Source organism: Paracandidimonas lactea (genome assembly GCF_021653995.1).
In the GTDB taxonomy this organism is placed as follows: domain Bacteria; phylum Pseudomonadota; class Gammaproteobacteria; order Burkholderiales; family Burkholderiaceae_B; genus Allopusillimonas; species Allopusillimonas lactea.
In genome coordinates this window covers 1-20,276 of record NZ_JAJJOZ010000004.1, presented here as the reverse complement: position 1 = coordinate 20,276, position 20,276 = coordinate 1, and the positions used below count along the sequence as shown (strand labels likewise).

The 20,276-nt window shown below is 61.5% G+C and carries 13 protein-coding genes; 8 read left to right on the top strand and 5 right to left on the bottom strand.

The window, feature by feature from the left end:
• Window positions 1–23: 23 nt before the first annotated feature.
• Window positions 24–296, bottom strand: a complete 273-nt coding sequence (locus LOL23_RS09030; RefSeq protein ID WP_160979957.1) for an oxidative damage protection protein — start codon at window positions 294–296, stop codon at window positions 24–26.
• A gap of 167 nt (window positions 297–463) precedes the next feature.
• Window positions 464–1,825: an amino-acid N-acetyltransferase gene (argA, locus tag LOL23_RS09025; RefSeq protein ID WP_160979959.1), complete on the bottom strand. Its 1,362-nt coding sequence runs from the start codon at window positions 1,823–1,825 to the stop codon at window positions 464–466.
• Window positions 1,826–1,870: 45 nt separating this feature from the next.
• On the opposite strand from argA, the gene hrpA reads away from it, so the two are divergent.
• From hrpA to LOL23_RS08995, 6 genes are all read left to right on the top strand, one after another.
• Window positions 1,871–5,851 (top strand): ATP-dependent RNA helicase HrpA, encoded by a 3,981-nt coding sequence (gene hrpA, locus LOL23_RS09020; protein ID WP_439652083.1) that lies wholly within the window; start codon window positions 1,871–1,873, stop codon window positions 5,849–5,851.
• Window positions 5,852–5,866: 15 nt separating this feature from the next.
• On the top strand, window positions 5,867–9,355 hold the full coding sequence (gene dnaE, locus LOL23_RS09015) for a DNA polymerase III subunit alpha (RefSeq protein WP_237173505.1): 3,489 nt from the start codon (window positions 5,867–5,869) through the stop codon (window positions 9,353–9,355).
• Window positions 9,355–10,458 (top strand): glycosyltransferase family 4 protein, encoded by a 1,104-nt coding sequence (locus LOL23_RS09010; RefSeq protein WP_160979965.1) that lies wholly within the window; start codon window positions 9,355–9,357, stop codon window positions 10,456–10,458. Before dnaE ends, LOL23_RS09010 begins: the two co-directional genes overlap by 1 nt.
• A gap of 119 nt (window positions 10,459–10,577) precedes the next feature.
• On the top strand, window positions 10,578–11,723 hold the full coding sequence (locus tag LOL23_RS09005) for a glycosyltransferase (protein ID WP_160979967.1): 1,146 nt from the start codon (window positions 10,578–10,580) through the stop codon (window positions 11,721–11,723).
• 2 nt (window positions 11,724–11,725) lie between these two features.
• Entirely contained in the window at window positions 11,726–12,565 is an 840-nt protein-coding gene (locus LOL23_RS09000) for a polysaccharide deacetylase family protein (protein ID WP_160979969.1), read from the top strand.
• Entirely contained in the window at window positions 12,562–13,332 is a 771-nt protein-coding gene (locus LOL23_RS08995; RefSeq protein ID WP_160979971.1) for a glycosyltransferase family 2 protein, read from the top strand. The genes LOL23_RS09000 and LOL23_RS08995 overlap by 4 nt, the downstream gene beginning before the upstream one ends.
• A gap of 88 nt (window positions 13,333–13,420) precedes the next feature.
• On the opposite strand, the gene LOL23_RS08990 is transcribed toward LOL23_RS08995, so the two are convergent.
• Complete coding sequence (locus LOL23_RS08990) at window positions 13,421–14,185, bottom strand: YdcF family protein (protein WP_160979973.1); 765 nt, start codon at window positions 14,183–14,185, stop codon at window positions 13,421–13,423.
• Window positions 14,182–15,159, bottom strand: a complete 978-nt coding sequence (locus LOL23_RS08985) for a glycosyltransferase family 9 protein (protein ID WP_160979975.1) — start codon at window positions 15,157–15,159, stop codon at window positions 14,182–14,184. Before LOL23_RS08985 ends, LOL23_RS08990 begins: the two co-directional genes overlap by 4 nt.
• 111 nt (window positions 15,160–15,270) lie before the next feature.
• On the opposite strand from LOL23_RS08985, the gene msbA reads away from it, so the two are divergent.
• A complete protein-coding gene (gene msbA, locus LOL23_RS08980) occupies window positions 15,271–17,046 on the top strand; it encodes a lipid A export permease/ATP-binding protein MsbA (RefSeq protein ID WP_160979977.1) in 1,776 nt (591 codons plus the stop codon).
• Between the two features lie 109 nt (window positions 17,047–17,155).
• Window positions 17,156–17,797 carry a hypothetical protein gene (locus LOL23_RS08975; protein ID WP_160979979.1) on the top strand — a complete coding sequence of 214 codons (642 nt, stop codon included), beginning with the start codon at window positions 17,156–17,158 and terminating at the stop codon, window positions 17,795–17,797.
• 293 nt (window positions 17,798–18,090) lie between these two features.
• Here LOL23_RS08975 and rng read toward each other — a convergent pair whose 3' ends face one another.
• Window positions 18,091–19,554 carry a ribonuclease G gene (gene rng / locus LOL23_RS08970; RefSeq protein ID WP_160980041.1) on the bottom strand — a complete coding sequence of 488 codons (1,464 nt, stop codon included), beginning with the start codon at window positions 19,552–19,554 and terminating at the stop codon, window positions 18,091–18,093.
• Between the last annotated feature and the right edge of the window lie 722 nt (window positions 19,555–20,276).

Genomic DNA, 20,276 nt, shown 5'->3' with positions numbered 1-20,276 from the left:
TTTTCTGTGTGCGTGTTAGCGCTTCATTCGGATGGCGGTACGTAGCCTTGTGCCTCGACGTCTGCATCTTCGAACAGAAACTTCTCCATTTGCTGGGCCAGGTATTTGCGGGCTCGGGCATCGGCAAGGTTGAGGCGGTTTTCGTTTACCAGGCGGGTTTGCGTCTGTATCCATTGCGCCCATGCCTGCTTGGACACGTTTTGCCAGATGCGTACGCCTAGATCGCCGGGGTAGGGGGGGAAGTCCAGCCCTTCGGCCTCGCGCTTGAGTTTTACACAGTGAACCATGCGAGCCATGTCGGATATACCTCTGCAAATTGGGGGTTGATAAGCCAGCCGGCGCGTAAACGAGCACGCATTGCGCTTATATTGCACGTTATGCATGGCGCGGCGGTGCGTGCCGCGCTATGCGCCATGCCTGGGCGTGCGCCAAAGTATGCCTCATTTTACCGTCCGCAGCGGCGCTACAGCTTCTTGATGAAAACCAGGCTGTTGCGCGAACGGTTGTAGTGCGCCTGCTTCTCCTTGGGCAGGTCCGACACACCACCGCGCACGAAGCCGCGTTTCATGAACCAGTGCGACGTGCGTGTGGTGAGCACGAACAGCCGTTTGGCGCCCATGGCGCGCGCTCGGCTTTCAGTGTGGCGCAGCAGCATTTCACCTTCGCCGGTGCCCTGCCATTCGGGATGTACGATGAGGCAGGCCATCTCGGCCATGTCGTCTTCCAGATAGGGGATGAGCGACACACAGCCGTAGATGACGCCGTCGTGTTCGAGTACGGTAAAGCGTTCGAGATCGCGCTCGATGACTGAACGGCCGCGCGGCACAAGCGTGCCGTCGGCCTCCAACGGCTCAATAAGCTGTACGATCGCGCCAATATCGTCGACGGTGGCCGGGCGCAGATCGTCCAGCGTATCTTCGACCACCATTGTGCCGACGCCATCGTGGGTGAAGATCTCCAGCAATACGGAGCCGTCCAGCGTATAGGGCACCAAGTGTGCGCGTGCCACGCCGCGCTTTACGGCCAGCGAGGCGTGGGTCAGAAACCTTGCCGTGTCGTCGTCCAGCGCGCCACCGGCCAGCAGCAGCTTGTCCGCATCCTCGCGTGCGAGCTCTGTATCTACTGAACCGTCGGTATTGCGAATGGTGCAATCCTGGGTCAGGAAGATGAGTTTCTCGGCGCGCAGTGCAACCGCGGCGCTGGTGGCAAGGTCTTCCATGGCCAGGTTGAACGCCTCGCCGGTGGGCGAGAAGCCCAGAGGAGACAGCAGCACGATGGCGCGCTGGTGCATGATGCTGTTCATGGCATCGACGTCCATCTTGCGCACTGCGCCGGTGTGGAGGTAATCGACGCCGTCGATTACGCCTACCGGCCGGGCGGTGACGAAGTTGCCTGAAATTACGCGGATCTGCGCGTGCGACATGGGCGTATTGGGCAGCCCCTGGCTGAAAGCGGCTTCGATGTCCAGGCGGATTTCACCCGCCGCTTCTTTGGCGCATTCAAGCGCCTCGGGGGTGGTGGGCTCGGTGCCGCTGCCAAACTGGGTGGCAAAACCCTTGAGACGCAGTTGTTCGTTGACTTGCGGGCGCGAGCCATGCACCAGCACCAGCTTGACGCCCAGCGACGACAGCAGGGAAAGGTCTTGGATGAGCGCGTTGAGCACGCCATCGCGCACCAGTTCGCCGCCGAAGCCGATGACAAAGGTTTTGCCCCGAAAATCATGTACATAAGGAGCGACCTCGCGAAACCATCGCACAAACTGAGCCGGCGCGAACTCGGGCGCGTCTTGTGCGGAAAACGTGATGTCGGCGTCTGGCGTGGTCATGGGCGATGCGGTCCGGGGAAAGTTGCTGCAGTCAAAATTATAATGATGGACTGTCCACCTAAAAGAAGTTTCATGCAAGAGTCTGACAATTTGTCGGAAAACGCACACACGCGTAACAAATCCGAGGCGCACCGCCAGAAGCCGAGTGACGCCGGCGCAGGCCGCAACCATGGCGCGAAGGCATCGCCGTCCACAGAGGGCGGGCAAGCCCGCGATCCGCAGGCCGACAGGCCGCTGCCGCCGCTGGCCTATCCCGACGACCTTCCCGTCAGCGCCCGCCGTGCCGACATCGCGGCAGCGATCAAAGCCAGCCAAGTGATTATTGTGTCGGGCGAAACCGGCTCGGGCAAAACTACGCAGTTGCCCAAGATCTGCCTGGAGTTGGGGCGCGGGCGGCGCGGCATCATCGGCCATACACAGCCGCGCCGCCTGGCTGCAACGTCGGTGGCCAAGCGCATCGCACAAGAGCTGAACACGGAGATCGGCGATTGGGTTGGCTACCAGATACGCTTTAGCGACCGCAGCGGCCCGGGCACGGCCATCAAGTTGATGACAGACGGCATTCTGCTTGCGGAGTCGCAGCGCGACCCCCTGCTGCGCCGTTATGACACCATCATCATCGACGAAGCGCATGAGCGCAGCCTGAACATCGATTTCCTGCTTGGCTTTCTCAAGCAGTTGTTGCCGCGCCGGCGCGACCTTAAGCTCATCATCACCTCGGCCACTATCGACGCCGCGCGATTTGCCGAGCATTTCGGCCAGCCCGGGCGCCCCGCGCCGGTGATCGAGGTGTCCGGGCGCCTGTATCCGGTAGAGCTGCGCTACCGGCCGGTGCTGCAGGATGACGCGGTCGATGACAAGGCCGCGACTGGCGTAAGCCGCGATGCAGGGCGCGACGAAGGCGGGCGCCGCGCGCACCTGGATGAAGAGCGTGATCTGATCGATGCAGTGGTAGACGCCGTGGGCGAATGCGCCCGCCATGGTCCGGGCGATGTGCTCGTCTTCCTGCCCGGTGAGCGCGAAATCCGCGAAACCGTCGAGGGCCTGCGCAAGAGCAGCCTCGCCGCCAGCGAGATCTTGCCGCTTTATGCGCGGCTGTCGCAGGCCGAGCAAGAGCGCATCTTCAAGCCCCAGGGCAATGTGCGTCGTATTGTGTTGGCCACCAACGTGGCCGAAACCTCGCTGACCGTACCCGGCATTCGCTATGTGGTGGACAGCGGGTTGGCACGCATCAAGCGCTATTCGTGGCGCAACAAGGTTGAGCAACTGCGCATTGAGCCCATCAGCCAAGCGTCTGCCAACCAGCGGGCGGGGCGTTGTGGCCGTATCGGCCCTGGCGTCTGCATCCGTCTGTACAGCGAAGACGATTTCAACAAGCGCGCGGCATTCACAGACCCCGAAGTGCTGCGTTCCTCGCTGGCATCGGTGATTCTGCGCATGAAGGCGCTGCGGCTGAACGACATCGAAAGCTTTCCCTTCGTTGACATGCCATCGGGGCGGGCCATTGCCGACGGTTATCACCTGCTGCAAGAGCTCGGTGCCATCGATGATGCCAACACGCTCACCGATACGGGGCGGGAGTTGGCACGCCTGCCTGTCGATCCACGCATCGCGCGCATGGTGCTGGCCGCCCGCGACCAGCAGTGCCTGGCCGAGATTCTGGTGATTGCATCCGCGCTATCGGTGCAGGATCCGCGCGACCGCCCCATGCAGGAGCGCGAAGCCTCGGAAGCCGCCCACGCCAAGTTCGCGGACGACAAATCCGAGTTCCTTTCCTATCTCAAGCTTTGGCGGTGGTACGGCGAGCAGGTCGAGCATCGAGCCTCGCAGCGCAAGCTGGCTGCGCTGCTGCGGCAAAACTTCCTCTCGCCCCTGCGTCTGCGCGAATGGCATGATGTGCATACCCAGCTCGCCGCATTGGTGGGCGAGCAGGGTTGGCGTGTCAACACTGTGGCGGCCACGTATGAGCAGACACATATGGCGCTGCTGGCCGGCCTGTTGGGCAATATCGGGCTTAAAAGCGAAGAGTCCGGCGCATATCAAGGCGCGCGCGGTATCAAGTTCCATATCCATCCCGGCTCGCGGTTGGTAAAAAAAGCAGGCCGCTGGGTCGTGGCTGCGGAGCTGGTGGAAACAACACGCTTATATGCCCGTTGCGTTGCGGGCATTGATCCGGTTTGGCTCGAGCGGGCGGGCGGGCACCTGCTGCAGCGCAGTTGGTCCGACCCGCGCTGGGAAAAGAAGGCGGGGCAGGTCGTGGCCAACGAGCGTGCCACGCTGTATGGGCTGCCGGTGTATCACGGCCGGCGCGTGCATTTTGGCCGCATCGATCCGGCGCAGGCGCGCGATATCTTCATCCGCGAAGCGCTGGTGCCGGGCGAGGTCGATGCGAACCTCGCTTTTTTGCAGCACAACCGCAAGCTGATCGCCTCCATCGAAAAGCTGGAACACCAGACCCGTCGCCCCGACATCCTGGTGGACGATGCGCTCATCTACGCGTTCTACGACCAGAAGCTGCCCGAGGGCATCTTTCAGACCGCCACGCTCGAAAAATGGTTCAAGGGCCTGAACAAGCAGCAGGCCGCGGCCCTGATGCTCTCACGCGACGATCTGATGCGCCACGACGCTGCGGGGGTCACTACCGATGTCTTTCCCCGCGAGGTTGAATGGCAGGGGGTGCGCATGGGGCTGGATTATCACTTCGAGCCCGGCTCATTGCGCGACGGTGTAACGCTCACGGTGCCGCTGTTTGCGCTGAACCAGATCGACCCATCGCGCTGCGAATGGCTGGTGCCCGGCATGCTCAAGGATAAGGTGCTTTTGCTGCTCAGGTCCTTGCCACAGAAGCTGCGCCGCCATTGCGTGCCATTGCCCGATTACGCTGCTGGTTTCTTCGAGCGTTGGTTCGAGCGCGCCCAAAATCCGTCGATGGGCCTGCTGGATGCGATCAGCGCCGATATGTGGGAGCAGGTAAAGGTGCGGCCCCAGCGCAGCGACTTCAAGCTCGAAACGCTGCCTGCCCATCTGTTCATGAACTTCAAAGTCGTGGATGAGCACGGGCGTATGCTCTCCGGCGGGCGCAACCTCGATCAACTCAAAGCCGAACATGGCCGCGAGGCGCAGGCATCGTTCCAGAAAGTTGCGGCGCGCGACGAGAACGTTGCACAGGCGCTGGCGCACGAGCAGCTGACGGCCTGGACGTTCGGGCCGCTGCCCGAAATCATGGAGATCAAGCGCAAGGGGCAGTCGTTTATTGGCTACCCGGCGCTGGTTGACAAGGGCAGCCACTGCGATCTGGACGTATTCGACGACCCGGCCCAGGCGCGCGAGCACCATCAGGCGGGCTTGCGCCGCCTGTTCCGTCTTGGCCTGCGTGACCAGGTAAAGTATCTGGAAAAAAACCTGCCCGACCTTACCCGCATGAGCATGCAGTACATCAGCCTGGGCACACAAGAGGAGCTTCGCGACCAGATCATCGACTGTGCGCTCGAACGTGCTTGCTTGGCCGAGCCCTGGCCGGTGGATGCCGAGGGTTTTGAAACCCGACGTACCGAGGGCAAGGCAAGGCTGGGTCTGCTGGCGCAGGAGGTAGGGCGCCTGGCCGGCCAGATTCTGGCCGAATGGGCCGCGCTGCAGAAGAAGCTGCCCCAGGCGAAGACGCATGCCGCAGCCTATGCTGACCTGCAGAAGCAGCAGGGACAATTGGTGGGTAAATGGTTTCTGCGCGACACGCCCTATGAACATCTGAGCCATTTTCCCCGCTATTTCAAGGCGGCCCAGGCGCGCATCGACAAACTGCGCGCGGACCCGGCCCGCGACGCCCGGCTGATGGCCGAGATGGCACCTCTGCTCACGCAGTATCAGCGCGCACTGTCCACGCTCAAGGGGGCGCGTGATACGCAGCTCGATACCTTCCGCTGGCTGCTGGAAGAGCTGCGCGTGGCGCTGTTCGCCCAGGAGCTTCGCACACCCATGCCGGTTTCGGTGAAACGGTTGCAGAAAGCATGGGGCGCCATGCAGCGCTGACGGTACAATCTGCCCATGACCGAAGCCGTTCTCGCCCCCTCATTCGTCCACTTGCGTGTCCATTCCGAATTTTCTGTGGTGGATGGCATAGGCCGCATCCCGGATCTCATCAAAAGGGCGGCGCAGTTCGGCCAGCCGGCCATGGCGCTCACCGACCTGAGCAACATCTTCGGCTTCATCAAGTTCTACAAGGGCGCGCGTGGAAAAGGGGTCAAGCCCATCTGCGGCTGCGATATCTGGCTCGAGAACGAGCAAGATCGCGACAAACCCTATCGCCTATTGCTGCTGGCGCGCAATCACGCGGGCTATCTCGCGCTGTGCGATATTCTTACCAAAGCCTGGCTCGACAACCAATACCGCGGCCGGGCCGAGGTCAAGCGCGCATGGCTGCAGGACCAGCCCGGGCTCATTGTTCTTTCGGGCGGGCGCGCTGGTGATGTCGGGCAAATGCTCGAAGCAGGCAAAACGGCCGAGGCCGAGGCACTGGCCGCTGGCTGGGGGCGCCTGTTTCCCAACAGCTACTACATCGAACTGCAGCGCAGCGGCCACGACGGCGACGAAGCCTATGTTCAGGCGGCGCTCAGGGTGGCGTCGCAGTTGGGGCTGCCGGTGGTGGCTACTCATCCGGTGCAGTTTCTCGACGAAGGTGATTTTCGCGCGCATGAGGCGCGCACCTGTATCGCCGAGGGCGAGCAGTTAGGCAATGCACGGCGCGCACGCCGCTTTACACGCGAACAATACTTGCTCAGCTCTGACGACATGGCGCGGCGCTTTGCAGATGTGCCGTCGGCGCTCGCCAATACCATCGAGATCGCCAAGCGCTGCAACCTGACCCTGGTGCTTGGCAAGCCGCAACTGCCCAACTTTCCCACACCAGACGGCATTTCGCTCGATGACTATCTCGCGCAACTCGCCGAAGAGGGTCTGGCCCGCCGCATGGCGCAGCTATACCCGGACGAGGCCGAACGCATTGAAAAATACCCGCAGTATCTCGAACGCCTGCGCTGGGAATGCCAAACCATCATTTCCATGGGCTTTCCAGGTTACTTCCTGATCGTGCAGGATTTCATCAACTGGGGCAAAAACAACGGCGTGCCGGTGGGGCCCGGGCGAGGGTCGGGCGCCGGCTCGCTGGTTGCCTATTCATTGGGCATTACCGACCTTGACCCCATCCGCTACGATCTCCTGTTCGAACGCTTCCTGAATCCCGAGCGGGTGTCCATGCCCGACTTCGATATCGACTTCTGCCAGGACAACCGCGAACGTGTCATCGACTACGTCAAGCATAAGTACGGCAAAGAGGCCGTCAGCCAGATCGCTACGTTCGGTACGCTAGGCGCCAAGGCGGTCGTGCGCGACGTGGGCCGTGTGCTCGAAATGCCATATTCCCTGTGCGACGGCCTGTCCAAGCTTATTCCCTTCAATCCCGCCGATCCCTGGACGCTTGAGCGCACGCTCGCCGACGAGCCCGCCTTCAAAGAACGCTACGAGCAGGATGAAGAGGTGCGCGCGTTGGTCGACCTGGCACGGCCGCTTGAAGGCCTCACGCGCAACATCGGCATGCACGCAGGCGGGGTGCTGATCGCGCCGGGCAAGCTAACGGATTTTTGCCCTCTGTACTGCCAGCCCGGCACCGACAGCAATGCCGTGTCGCAATACGATAAAGACGATGTCGAAGCAGTGGGCCTGGTCAAGTTCGATTTTCTCGGTCTGCGCAACCTCACCATCCTCGATTGGGCTGTGCGCTTCGTGCGTCAGTTCAACGAAAGCAAGCGCGATTTCGACATTATGGCGCTGCCGCTCGACGACGCGGCCACATACAGGCTGCTGAGCGAAGGCAATACCACGGCGGTATTCCAGCTCGAATCGCGCGGCATGAAAGAGCTGCTCAAAAACCTGCGCCCCAGCTCCTTCGAAGACGTCATCGCCATGCTCGCGCTGTACCGCCCCGGTCCGCTCGAATCCGGCATGGTGCTCGACTTCGTCAATCGTAAACACGGCAAAGCCGAAGTCGATTATTTCCACCCCGACCTGGAATCCACGCTGCGCAGTACCTACGGCGTCATCGTGTACCAGGAGCAGGTGATGCTGATCTCGCAGATCATCGGCGGCTACACGTTGGGCGGCGCCGATCTGCTGCGCCGTGCCATGGGCAAGAAAAAGCCCGAAGAAATGGCCAAGCACCGCGCCTTGTTCGAAAAAGGCGCGGTTGAGAAGGGCTACGATGCCGATCTGGCGGTCAAGCTGTTCGACCTGATGGAGAAGTTCGCGGGCTATGGTTTCAACAAGAGCCACTCCGCCGCCTACGCGCTGATCGCTTACCAGACTGCCTGGCTCAAGGTCTATCATCCCACCGAGTTCCTGGCAGGTACGCTGTCGTCCGACATGGACGACACCGACAAGGTGCAAACGTTCTGGAAAGACGCGTTGGCCAATGGCGTGCAGGTGCTGCCGCCCGATATCAACGCATCGGCCTATCGCTTCGAGCCGGTACAGGACGAATACACCGCACGCGGCGAGCCTCCACGCACCATGCGCTATGGCATGGGCGCGGTTAAGGGCACAGGGCAGAGTGCCGTCGAAGAAATCATTCGGGCGCGCGAAGAAGGCGGCCCCTACAGCAGCCTGTTTGACTTTTGCCGTCGTGTCGATCGCCATACTGTCAACCGCCGCACGATCGAGGCCCTGATTCGCGCGGGCGCCTTCGATTCGATCGAAGACAACCGCGCTGCGTTGCTGGCGTCGGTGGGCAGCGCCATCGAAGCAGCCGAACAGGCTGAGCGCAGCGCCAACCAGGTTTCGTTGTTCGCCGACGATGCCAATGACATCGTCGAAGCCGAACTAGCCAAAGTCGCCCCCTGGGACTTGCAGACCAAGCTCACGCAGGAAAAGACTGCACTGGGTTTCTATTTCAGCGGCCATCTGTTCGATGCCTGGCGCGACGAAGTGCGTCGTTTCGCACCCAAGCCGCTTGCCCGCCTGGAGCCGGCGCGCGGCCTGCAGTGGTTCGCTGGCGTGCTGTCCGCCGTGCGCGTCAAGATGACGCGGCGGGGAAAGATGCTGTACGCCACGCTGGACGATGGCTCGGCCCAGGTCGAGGTTGCTATTTTCAATGAACTGTACGAGCAGCACCGCGAACGCCTCAAGGAAGATCGCCTGGTCATTATCCAGGGCAAAGTCAGCAACGATGATTTCTCCGGCGGCCTGCGGGTATCCGCCGAGTCGGTCTTCGACCTTCAATTGGCGCGTGAAGCGCGAGCCCGCAGCTTGCGCATTACGCTCAATGGCAATGCTGATGCGGCGCGGCTCAGGCAGCTGCTCAACCCCTACAGGGCCGAGCCCGAGAATGGCGTGCCCGGCGTACCGGTTGAAATCCGCCTGCAGCGAGATGTATTCAACTGCACAGTGCGGCTGGGTGAGGAGTGGCGCGTGCGCATGGCGGATGCGCTGCTTGAGCAGCTTTCTGGATGGGTGCAGCCCGATGATGTGGAGATCAACTACTGATGCGGCCGTTGCGCATTCTTCACGCCGAAGCTGCAACAGGTATGGGCGGGCAGGAGCAATACATCCTGCGCATGCTCAACGCCATGCGCAAGCGCGGTCATCACCTCGAGCTGGTTTGTCAGCCGCATGCGCAGCTCGTGCCGCGCGCCCGCGACGACGGTTTTACCGTGCACACCATGCTCATGGATCCGCCTTTCCATTTTGTGCGCAGCATCTGGGCTATTCGCGGCATTCTGCGGCATGGGCAATTTGACGTACTCAACTGCCACAGTCGCCGTGATACCTTGGTGGCCGGCATTGCCGGGCGTCTGGCTGGCACGCCACTGATCGTGCGCACCCGCCATTTGGCTCGCAAGGTGGGCTCGCTGCTTACCTACACGGTCATACCTCATTGCGTCACTGCTGCCAGCGACCATGTCAGCCAGATGTTGACCGCGCGCGGTGTGCCGCCTGATCGCGTCGCCACCGTTTATCCCGCTGTCGATCTGCAGCCCCGCCCCGCGCATTCCACCTTGCGTACAGAGCTCGGTTTGCGCGAGGACGATATCATCGTCGGCTGTGTGGCGGTCATGCGCCTGCAAAAAGGGCACAAAGAACTGATCAATGCCATGGCTCCCGTCCTCAAAGACCGGCCGCGCGTGCACTTGGTGCTGGTCGGCGGAGGCGCTGAGGTGGTCGTCGAGGGCGTGCGGGCGCAAGTGCGGGAACTCGGCCTGGAGGGCAAGATTCACTTCATGGGCATGCGTCGCGACGTACCCAATCTGCTAGAAGGCTTTGATATCTTTGCCTTGGCCACACGTGTCGAGGCATCCGGCACTGCGTTTGTGGAAGCGGGCGCTGCAGGCTTGCCAGTCGTGGGCACCCGAGTGGGCGGTGTGCCCGAGATGGTGCGCGATGGGGAAACCGGTATTCTGGTGCCGCTCGATGATCAACCGGCACTGACCAGCGCACTGTTGCGTCTAGTCGACAATCCTGCGCTGCGTGCAGCCATGGGGCGGGCGGGGTTGGCGTATTGCCGCGAAGGAGACAACTTCGGTCCGGACAAGATGGCGGAGCGGGCGGAAACCTGCTATTTGCGCTGGCTTGGGCGCACGCCAGGGTAGGCCGGCAAACTTGCCATATACAATTTCTCACGTGAGTCGCTATTCGGGCCCGGGGAGTACGTGCATTTTCAGCTTCCTGTAACCTAGTAAGAAATTGATACGGCTGGTATTCTGCCGACATGAAGATACTGGTTACTAATTCGCACAATTTGAACGGCGGCGGTCACGTCACGTATATCAAGACCTTGTTGGAAGGGCTATCGGCCCACCACGACATGGCCGTCGCTACGCCCGCCACCAGTCGCTTGTACGCTCAGGCGTCCGAGGTGCCGGGTGTCAAGGTGCATGCCCAGATGTTCACTACCCGTGCATCGTCCACCCTGCGCGAGGTCTTCGCGCTGCGCCGTCTTATTCAGCGCGAGCGCTTCGATGTCATCCACGTGAACGGCCCGGGCGATCACCGGCATGCCATGCTGGCCACGCTGGGCATGCGGCGCCGGCCAGCCATTGTCTGGACCAAGCACAATACTCGCGAGGTCGGCAGCTTTGGCAATCGGGTGCGCGCCGGTTTCGGCACGGACGCCTGTATCGCCGTAAGTGATTATGTCGCTGATATGCTGCAGCGTTCTCCCTATGTTCGTAAGCCTGTATTTACCGTACGGCACGGCATCGATATGCAGCGTTTTCCATCGATTTCATCCGCCGAGCGTGCCGCTGCACGCGCGCAGCTCCTCGGTGGCGATGATGAAGGCCTGCTGGTGTTGGGCAGCGTGGCCGGTACCGACACCGAAAAGGGCTGGATCGACCTAGTTCGCGCGGTCGCGGGGCTCGAGCCAGCCCTGCGTACGCGTGTCCGCATTATCGTCGCGGGTGATCCGCCCTGCGCACAGCGCCGGGCTGCGGTGATGGCGGAAGGCATGTCCGCGCAGGTGGTTTTCCCGGGTCTGCTCCGAGACATCAGGCCGGTATTGGCCGCTTCAGATGCGGGTTTCGTCCTCTCCTATGCGGAATCCTCCTCGTATGCCTGCCTCGAAATGATGGCCTGTGGTTTGCCCCTGCTGGTGTCGGGAGTCGGTGGCCTGCCTGAGAACGTCCGTCATGGACAGGAAGGCTGGGTTGTCCCGGTGGGCGATACCGCTGCAATTGCACAAGTGGTCTGCGAACTGGAGCAGGGCTCGGAGCGTGTCGCGCGTATGGGCACTTGCGCCAGGGACCGCGTGGCACAGGCATTTGGGGCGCTGCGGGCATGCGAAGAAACCTCACAAATCTACCATAGCGCTCAAACGCGTAAACTTGCGGTTCCAAGACAGTATTCCGCAGGTTGACAATGAACCGTTTTCGCACCGTGCCGGTGCTGATGTATCACCATGTATCCCCTACGCCCGGCATGCTCAACGTATCCCTTGAGCATTTCGAAGATCAATTGCGCTGGCTCAGCCGGCATGGCTACCGCTCGCTGAGCAGTGCCGAGTTTGCGCGCCATCTGGCCGGCGAGGCGGCGCCTCGCAAGGCGGTCCTCATCACCTTCGACGACGGCTACCTGGATAACTGGGTGTACGCATACCCACTGCTCAAGCAGTATGGCTTTTCGGCTATGCTGTTTCTGGTTACCGCCTGGGCCGGCGATGGCCCGTTGCGGCCGCACCTGGGCCAGGCCAGCCTGCCCGAAACACCGGATCATCGCGACTGCGAGGCGCGCATTGCCGAAGGCCGTGCGGACGAAGTCATCGTCCGCTGGAGCGAGGCTCAGGCCATGCAGGATGATGGCGTGTTCGAGATCCACAGCCATACAGACACTCACACCCGTTGGGACAAAACCGACCCGGCGCACAAGAACACCCATATGGCTCGCGAACTGCAGCATGCCCGCGACACCCTGCGCGGGCGGCTGGGCAGCGTGTCGGACCATCATTGCTGGCCGCAGGGCTATTACGATGCCGAATATATCGACCTCGCGCATGCCGTCGGCTTCAGGCATCTGTACACAACCATGGCATTCGGGTCCAACCGCCCGGGCTCGGATCCTGCCCACATATCGCGCTTTGCTGTGCGCAATACCACGGGTCGATCGGTGGGGCGGCGCATCTGGGTCGCGGCTCATCCCTTGATCGGGCCCATCTTCAACCGCTTCAAACTGCTCAAACGCAAGCTGCGCCGCAAGCCATGACGCTATCCGTCATTATTATCACCAAGAACGAGGCGGCAAATATCGGTGCCTGCCTCGATTCCGTGGCCTTTGCCGACGAAATCATCGTGCTCGATTCGGGCAGCACCGATGGTACGCGCGAGATCGCGGCCGCGCGCGGTGCGCGGGTATCCCTTTCCGATGACTGGCCCGGCTTCGGCATCCAGAAGAATCGCGCGCTGGATTTGGCCACTGGAGAATGGGTGCTGTCTCTGGATGCCGACGAGCGTGTCCCGGCCGAGTTGGCGGCGGCGATCCAGGCTGCCATGGCGGCCCCTGCCGCCGATGCCTATAAAATTGCCCGCCTGTCCAATTTTGGCGGGCGCTGGATACGTCATAGTGGTTGGTGGCCGGACTATGTCGTGCGACTTTTCAGGCGCGGCAGCGCACGTTTCAAAGAAGTCGCAGTGCACGAAAGCCTGCTCGCACAAGGGTCAGTTGCAGTGTTGCCGGGTCACTTCCTGCATTACCCTTATGCGGATCTGGAAAGCTTTATTGCCAAACAGAACCACTATTCCAGCGTGGCTGCGCAACTACTGCACGAGAAGGGGCGTACCACGAGCGTGTCGGGGGCAGTCGGGCATGCGGCCTGGACGTTCGTCCGGCACTACATCGTGCGCCGAGGCTTTCTGGACGGCAGGGAAGGCTTCATCCTGGCCATCATGGCCGGCGTGGGCAGTTATTTTCGCTACACCAAACTATTGTTCTTGAATCGGCAGGGTAGCGGCGGGCCGGGCAAGAGTGCGTGAGCACAACGAAACATCGTACGACCTTACAGGCTTGCAGCCCCCGTCGATAGATTAGCCGCCCTGCCAGCCAAGGGATGCGTCCCGAACGTCAGATCCAGCCGCGCATCCAGTACACCAGCAGCGCCACGTACTCTTTCACGATCGAGCGGCTGGCGGATAGCGCCCGCATGCTGGGCAGCCAGAAGGCGAAATCAGGATCATCGGGTACGACGATCTGCGCCGGCGAAGAGGCCGCTGTGGCATCGACCCCAAGCTTGCGAAACACTGCCATGGCGCGTGGCATATGCAGGGCCGACGTCACCAGCAGCACATGGCCGATGTGTTGTTTCTGTAATAGCTCGGCGGTGTAAACGCCGTTTTCGCGCGTTGTGTAGCTGCGGGTCTCGAGCAGCAGAGCCTGCTCGGGCACACCGCGCTGGCGCAGGCGGTTGGCCATCATCCGTGCCTCGCTGACGTTGCCGTCCAACGCAGCGCCCGAGAGCACCAGCAGGGGTGCGCGGCCGGCGTCATATAGTTGGCCGGCGGTATCCACGCGCGATGCCGTAGCTTCGCCTATTGTGGTTTGAAACCAGTTCTCCCTGCTGTTGGCGGTGCTGCCGCCTAGCACCACGATGGCTTCCGCGGATGGCATTTGCGAAGCGGATGCGGGCGGGTACATTTGCTCGAGCCGCCCACCAGCCCACAGCGACGAGGCGGGCAGAGACCAGAACAAGGCCCACGAGAGGCCGGCTGCGGCCAGCGCAAAGCCCGTCTTGCGCTGGCGGGCGATGTAGGCCACAGCGCCCAGCAGCATCAGCGCGATGCACAGGTTGACTGGGATAACCAGATTGGTCAGGAAACTGGAAAGACTCATGCGATAGCGTCGGTGTCCGAAGTCAGAATCGCTTGCACCCGTTCTGCCGCCAGCTCGAGGCTGGGCCAGGTGTGTGCATCGCCCAAGCAGACGGCGCGATCGGACCACGGGCCCGTGCGTTCAGGATCGGTGACGCCGAACAGCGTCAGCTGCCGCGCCCCCGCCGCCGCGGCCAGATGCGACACACCGGAGTCATTGCATACGACCAAGGATGCAAGCTGAGTGAGTGTAGCAAACGCACCCAGTTTCAGCGGAGGAAGCAATTTCGCCATAGGTGCCGCGGCACGCGCAGCATCCACTTCGGCCGGGGGCGGGCACATGGCTACCGTATATCCCGCCTCTTGCAGGCGGCTGGTTAGGGCATCGAAGTAGGGCCAGACCTTGATACGGCCCTGGTGCAGGCCCGTGGCGGTGGGAGCAATGAGAATGAAGCCGCCGGGCGTGAGCCCGGCGTCCTTGAGCGCTTGGCGGGCTTCGGCCTGATGACGGGACGTGAGGCGCAAGCCCAGAGAACGCTGCCGGGGGAGGGGGGCGACAGGCAGCGCCCAGCGCCGCAATGCCTGCATGGTGACGTAGTGCCAGGATTCAACCGCATGCTGCCTGCCGCTAGGTTTGTTGACTGGCCATCGCAAAATCAGGCTGCGGCCGTCGTCGCGGTAGCCGGCGCTGGGGATCCCCGCAAACTTGAATACCATCGCGCTGGACAGAGAGTCGGGCAGCAGCAGCCCGTAAGGTCGGGCATGCTGGGCGCGCTTTCGCCACCCATGCACTGCCGCGCGGTCTTCACGCCAGCGCCCCTTCAGTTCGACGAAGCCCGCCAGGTTGTACGCGGAAAGCAAGTCGCGCGCCCAGGGGCGGGCGCAAACAACCACCGGCACGCCGGTGTCCAGCACGGCCTGCAGGCTCGGCAGACTCATGCAGACGTCGCCTATCCAATTGGGCAGGCGCACATAAATGGCTGAGGGTATCGGCATGCGTACAGGGCGTGGGTTAAGATCGGAACAGTGTTCCAGGCCGGCGGCGCAGGCAGCCATGCGGGGGAACGTTAAAATCAACAATTCAATAGTATATAAGCGAGTCCGTTTTTGAAGTCTGCTTCCACTGCTGCGGCATCCCACGCGGAACCCGTCAAGGCCAGCATCTGGCTGCGCATCTACAATCGCGTGGCCAAGTACTGGAAGGCGATTGTATTGGCGATCCTGCTAATGAGCGTCGGCGCGGGTACGCAGCCGCTCCTGGCCATCATCATGAAGCCGTTGCTCGACGAAGGCTTTTCGGGTGCCGAGCCTTCTTATATCTGGTCGTTGCCACTGGCTGTTGTCGGGCTGATGCTGGTGCGGGGGTTGAGCAACTTCAGCAGTAACTACCTGCTGGCCTGGGTAGCCAACAATATGCTGTTGGGTCTGCGCAAAGATATGTTTCAGCGCCTGCTGGGCATGTCCGACGCAGACTTCAAGCGCGGCGATTCTGGTCGCCTGCTCAATCGTTTCACCATCGACGCCGGCACGGTCACAGGTCTGGCGGCCGAAGTCGTCACTGTCATCGTGCGTGAAACGCTGGTGGTGATCGCGTTGCTTGCGGTGCTGTTGTATATGTCCTGGCAGCTTACGTTGATCGTGATTGTGATGCTACCGGTCTCGACGCTCATCATGCGTGTCTTCGTCCGGCGCCTGCGCCGCATCAACCGCGAAACCATCGGCATGAATGCCGAACTTACGCGCGTCGTGCGAGAAGGCATCAGCGGCCAGCGCGTCATAAAGTTGTTCAATGGCTATCACCGCGAGTCTGAACGCTTCGCCTACATCAACGGGCGCCTTCGTCGCTTTGCCATGCGGGCCGCCATTGCCGATGCAGCCATGTCTCCGCTGTCCCAGTTTGCCATCGCTATATCGGTGGCGGTCGTCATCGCTGTGGCGCTTTATCAGGCCAATACCTCCGGCCTTACGGTGGGCAGCTTTGCCGCTTTCATGACAGCGCTCGGGCAGATATTCGATCCCATGAAGCGCCTCACCAAGATCGCTAGCGCCACCCAACGCATGCTGATCTCGGCCGAAAGTGTCTTTGCGCTCATCGACGAAGCCCCCGAGCTCGATACTGGCAAGGGGGCGCTGGCCGAGCCGGTCAAGGGGCGGGTCGAGTTTCGCAACATTCATCATCGATTCGACGATGCGCAGCGCGAAACCCTTGACAACGTATCGTTTGTGGCCGAGCCGGGTCAAACCATTGCACTCGTCGGCCGCTCGGGCAGCGGCAAGACCACGCTGGTGAACATGCTGCCTCGCTTTATCACTCCGGCCAGTGGCCAAGTGCTGATCGATGGCCAGGATGTCCTCGATCTTTCGCTCAATAATCTGCGGGCTCATTTGTCGCTGGTAAGCCAGGACGTCGTGCTGTTCGAAGGAACAATCGCTGACAACGTCGGCTATGGCGCCTGGGGCGAGGCCAGCCACGAAGAAATCCGCGCGGCCCTTGAGGCGGCCAACCTGCTCGAGTTTGTTGATTCGCTTCCCGCCGGCATCGATACGCACGTTGGGGAGAACGCCAGCCAGCTTTCGGGCGGGCAGCGCCAGCGCCTGGCGATTGCGCGGGCTCTGGTAAAAAACGCGCCCATCCTCATCCTAGATGAGGCTACCTCCGCGCTGGACAACGAATCCGAAATGCAGGTGCAGGCGTCACTCGAGCGCCTCATGGCGGGTCGCACCACGCTGGTAATCGCCCACCGCTTGTCCACAGTGCAAAAAGCAGACCGCATCATGGTGCTGGACGCTGGCCGCATCGTTGAGCAAGGCCGGCACGAAGAGTTGCTGGTCCAGAACGGGTTGTACGCTTCGCTGTATCACATGCAGTTTCGCGCAGACTAATCCCTGCGCCGCAACATATCGCCGGGCGCATGAAGCGCTGGTCAACGGGCGGCGCTCTCATTGCAATTAACAGGCGCGTGCGCCGAACGCTATCGCAGGAAGCAGAAATATGATGAGTTCTCGAACCGGCAACGGCCTGGCACAGACCGACAAAATGCACACAGGTCGTCCGCTCCTCCATGGTCGCGCGCCTGCCGATGCCTTTGCGGTGGCCCTTGGCTGCGCGAAATTTCCTCGCGAGCGTGGCTTGGCTGACGCACCCGTCGACGCTCCCATTGCGCACGGTGATCAGCCCGGGGGCACTCGCTGGGCGCGCCGCGCAACGCTCGCGCTGGCTGTTGCCGTGTTGGCTGGGTGCGCAGGCACCAGCGGAGGCATACAGCTGTCCGATGTGCGCGCGCCGTCGCATTACCGGGGCGAGCGTGTGCTGCCGGGCAACTTCGCGCAAATACAGCAGGCGCTGTTCAAGCACGAGGCAGCGTGCGGGCATGCCGCAAAATTCGTCATGGACAAGCGTGAAACCAACTACGCCACGCTGATTGACCAGATCGACCCCAACGCCACCACCTACGAGCGCGCCATCGTCGTAGATATCGTGCAATACCAGCCCAACGCCATCGGCGGGCCGCGTATCAAGACCAAGGCTTATAGCTATTATTCCGACGCCGCTACGCTAGCACGCATTGATCAGCTTTTCGCATCCATGATGAAGCCTGGCGTTTGCCCGGGCGCAACACCAGCAAAAGAGTAACGGCGCGTTTGACATCCGGCCGGCGGGCGCGCGAAGTTTTTCAGCAGCCTGATGCCGCGACGTGCTTAGGCCAGCACAATGCCGTGCTCGTACCGCGACGTGCTCGGTCGGGCCCAATACCGTGCTTGTACCAAGCCGTGCGCAGGCGGGCTCAATACCGTGCTTGTGCCAGGCGGTACTCGGTCGGGCCCAATACCCCGCTCGTGTCAGGCCGCGCCCAGGCGAGCCCAATATTGCGCTTGTACCAGGCCGCACTCAGTCGGGCCCAATACCGCGCTTGTACCCGGTCGTACTCAGGTCAGCACGATATCGTATTGTTCCTGCGAATATTGGTTTTCCACCTGCAGCGAGATCGGCTTGCCGATGAAGTCGCCCAACATCGCCAGGTGCGCGCTTTCTTCTTCCAGAAACAGATCTACCACGGCCTGCGACGCCAGAATACGGAACTCCTTCGGGTTGAACTGCCGCGACTCGCGCAGAATCTCGCGCAGAATTTCATAGCACAGGGTACGTGGCGTACGCACACTGCCGCGGGCCTGACAGGTGGGGCAGGGCTCGCACAATTGATGCGCCAGCGAATCGCGCGTGCGTTTGCGTGTCATCTCCACCAGTCCGAGTTGGCTGAAGCCGCTCACCGTGGTGCGTGTGCGGTCTTTGGCTAGCGCCTTGTTCAGCTCCGCCAGCACTGCGCTGCGATGCTCGGGGTCGTCCATATCGATGAAGTCCAGAATGATAATGCCGCCCAGATTGCGCAGCCGTAGCTGCCGGGCAATGGCGATCGCCGCCTCCAGGTTGGTCTTGAAGATGGTGTCGTCAAAGTTGCGGCCGCCCACATAGCCGCCGGTATTCACATCGACGGTCGTCAGCGCTTCAGTCTGGTCGATAATCAGGTAGCCGCCCGATTTCAGGTCTACCCGCCGCGAAAGCGCACGCGCGATTTCCTCGTCGACGCTTGCCATATCAAACAGGGGCCGCTCGCCGCTGTAGTGCCTGATACGTTCTTGTACTGAAGGCGTGTAGGTTGCGGCCCATGCCTTCAATTGCTGTGCTGTCGTGCGTGAATCGACAAAAATCGTCCCCGTCTTGGGGCCGACCATATCGCGCAGTACGCGTTGCGCCAGCGTTAGATCGGTATAGAGCAGCGACGGGGCGGGCAGGCGCCGCGCGCCGTCCTGGATGGCCGCCCATATGGTGCGCAGATAAGACTGATCGGCGCGCAATTCGTCATCGCTGGCATCTTCCGCTTGTGTGCGCACGATAAATCCGCCGGTTTCGTCTGGTGCGCGCAGGCCGAGCACACGCTCGCGCAGCGCCACCCGCTCTTCTTCGGATTCGATCTTCTGCGATATCCCCACATGCGGATCATGAGGTAAATACACCAGCATCCGCCCTGCGATGCTGATCTGCGTGGAAAGCCGTGCGCCCTTGGTGCCCAGAGGATCCTTGATCACTTGCACCATCAGCGACTGGCCCTCAAACAGAAGCTTTTCGATGGGTGTCACGGCAAGGCCACTGCTGCGCTCATTGCGGTTCTGCCGCAAGTCGGCGACATGGATGAACGCTGCGCGCTCCAGCCCGATGTCGACGAACGCGCTCTGCATGCCGGGCAGTACCCGCACGACCTTGCCCAAATAGAGATTGCCCACATGGCCGCGCTGTATGGTGCGCTCGACGTGGATCTCTTGTACGGCCCCTTGTTCTACCTGCGCAACCCGTGTTTCAAAAGGCGTGACGTTGATCAGGATGTCTTCTGTCATTGGGTTGGAGCTAGTGGTTGGCATCGGCGAAAAGGTACTGGATTGTTGTGGATAGTATGCGGCTGCAAAAGCTGCGGACATGTAGGCGGCCACCCGCTGGGAGGCTGCGTAGCCGATGTGCGCAACGATACAGAGCACTATACAGATTAACGGTGTGCCCTGGATAGCGTGCGTCGCATGGCGTGCCTGACCCGGTAGTCCGAAGCGTTGACACTGCGGCGCTTGCCAGCCAATGAGTACAGCAGTCATGAACCTGGTGAGAAGGTGCTGCCGTCATTATGGAGCGACCAACGATGCCGCTGGCCGTAGTGCTGTCACCGCCGTCGGCACTGTGGGCACTATTGGCACTATTGGCACTATTGGCACTATTGGCATTGTTGGCATTGTTGGCAAAGCCGAACAAGCCAGGGCGGATTGCGGGGCGGTGACCCAGAGGTGGCCAATATTATCGGGTGCTACAGAGCGGGACGTCGGAGATTGCTCCGTAAGGTAAGTAGCAGGATCAAAATTAATTTATTCTTATTCATCAATGAATTAAATAAAAACTGCGTGAGCATCGCCATAATGGCTATTGTTTCAGGGTGATGTCGGTTTGCAATGCTTAAAAATACTATGCTATAGTTACGTTTCTTCGCAGCAACAACTCTCAGGGTTAACCCGAAGGTTGGGGTCGCAAGTCCCGGTTTACGGGGCGGTTGTCTCCCGGGGGAGCGCCGCCGGTG

What these genes read in the sequence shown, in the direction of transcription:
- LOL23_RS09030 (WP_160979957.1), bottom strand. Translation starts at nt 296, where the DNA reads ATGGCTCGCATGGTTCACTGTGTAAAACTCAAGCGCGAGGCCGAAGGG.
- LOL23_RS08995 (WP_160979971.1), top strand. Translation starts at nt 12,562, where the DNA reads ATGACGCTATCCGTCATTATTATCACCAAGAACGAGGCGGCAAATATC.
- hrpA (WP_439652083.1), top strand. Translation starts at nt 1,871, where the DNA reads ATGGACTGTCCACCTAAAAGAAGTTTCATGCAAGAGTCTGACAATTTG.
- argA (WP_160979959.1), bottom strand. Translation starts at nt 1,825, where the DNA reads ATGACCACGCCAGACGCCGACATCACGTTTTCCGCACAAGACGCGCCC.
- LOL23_RS08985 (WP_160979975.1), bottom strand. Translation starts at nt 15,159, where the DNA reads ATGCCGATACCCTCAGCCATTTATGTGCGCCTGCCCAATTGGATAGGC.
- rng (WP_160980041.1), bottom strand. Translation starts at nt 19,554, where the DNA reads ATGACAGAAGACATCCTGATCAACGTCACGCCTTTTGAAACACGGGTT.
- LOL23_RS09000 (WP_160979969.1), top strand. Translation starts at nt 11,726, where the DNA reads ATGAACCGTTTTCGCACCGTGCCGGTGCTGATGTATCACCATGTATCC.
- dnaE (WP_237173505.1), top strand. Translation starts at nt 5,867, where the DNA reads ATGACCGAAGCCGTTCTCGCCCCCTCATTCGTCCACTTGCGTGTCCAT.
- LOL23_RS08990 (WP_160979973.1), bottom strand. Translation starts at nt 14,185, where the DNA reads ATGAGTCTTTCCAGTTTCCTGACCAATCTGGTTATCCCAGTCAACCTG.
- LOL23_RS09005 (WP_160979967.1), top strand. Translation starts at nt 10,578, where the DNA reads ATGAAGATACTGGTTACTAATTCGCACAATTTGAACGGCGGCGGTCAC.
- LOL23_RS09010 (WP_160979965.1), top strand. Translation starts at nt 9,355, where the DNA reads ATGCGGCCGTTGCGCATTCTTCACGCCGAAGCTGCAACAGGTATGGGC.
- LOL23_RS08975 (WP_160979979.1), top strand. Translation starts at nt 17,156, where the DNA reads ATGATGAGTTCTCGAACCGGCAACGGCCTGGCACAGACCGACAAAATG.